Source organism: Thiohalocapsa halophila, assembly GCF_016583825.1.
Lineage (GTDB): Bacteria > Pseudomonadota > Gammaproteobacteria > Chromatiales > Chromatiaceae > Thiohalocapsa > Thiohalocapsa halophila.
Genome location: NZ_NRRV01000211.1, coordinates 1 through 1016, shown reverse-complemented (window position 1 = coordinate 1016; position 1016 = coordinate 1). Strand labels below are relative to the sequence as shown.

Genomic DNA, 1016 nt, shown 5'->3' with positions numbered 1-1016 from the left:
GTGGCATGAAACAGGGTGCCGGAGCACACCGTGCATTGGGCGCGACACTGCGCGCACTGCCAGTACCGACGCCCATCGGCGACGAAGCAGGAGTGCTCGCGTGCGCCGCACTCCGGGCAGACGAAGCAGTCCGGGAGGATGCTCCCCAGCCAGTCCCGGACTGGGACCGCCGCAAACAGCCTGAGCGCGACTTCGAGCTCGACCAGCGTGTTGCCTGGTAGTCGCCGTCTCTCGCTGCCGGAGACCGCGCAGCCGCTCGCGACCTCCATCAGCTCCGCCGCTGCACGTTGACGGCGCATCCCCCCGGCGCTATCTTTCCATCCAAAGCCAACCTGGACGTTTGGGCTGGCTTGAATTTCCTATCCGTCTCATAAAACGGGACCTCGATCCGGAGGGGGATGATATGAATACAAGCTCACCTATAGGTATGCTGTTGGCATTCATTGGCGCAGCGCTTTTGCCCCTGTCTGCAGCGGCGTTCAATGTGCCTGGGCCACTTGTGGAGACGGACTGGGTGGAGGCCAATTTGAAGGACGTGGTTGTGTTGGACGTGCGCAAGAAAGCGGCGTCGGACACCAAGAGGATTGCAGGAGCAACCTTGGTTCCCTGGAAGAAGGTACGTGCGAAGAGGAGTGAAAATGGCGTTGAGCTGATCAAGATGCTCCCGACGAAGGAGGCTTTCGAAGACCTCATGCAAAGTTTGGGCGTCAATAACGACAGCGCGATCATTGTCACGAGCGAGTCGAAAGATGCGTCAACGACATTCTTGGGGACGCGTCTGTACTGGCAGCTCAAGTATTTCGGCCACGATAATGTCGCACTCCTGAATGGCGGCAATGCCAAGTGGTTCAAGGAGAAAAGGGCGACGTCGACAACGAGCTCGGCTCGTGCGTTCGGGGATTTTACTGCGGCTGAAGAAAGAAGCAGCATGCTTGCGACAACGGCCGATGTTGAGAAAGCAGTCAACGACGACAGCGTCTTGTTGATTGATACGCGTTCACAGGACCAGTATTTGG

General features: G+C 58.4%; 2 protein-coding genes. One reads left to right on the top strand and one right to left on the bottom strand.

The window, feature by feature from the left end:
- The coding region (locus CKO31_RS26045) for a transposase (protein WP_200243810.1) at window positions 1–299 on the bottom strand (299 nt) is incomplete at its 3' end.
- A 104-nt stretch (window positions 300–403) separates the two neighbouring features.
- Between CKO31_RS26045 and CKO31_RS26040 the strand changes: the two genes are divergently transcribed.
- Window positions 404–1016, top strand: a 613-nt coding sequence (locus tag CKO31_RS26040; RefSeq protein WP_274607821.1) for a sulfurtransferase, incomplete at its 3' end; no start/stop codon positions are given.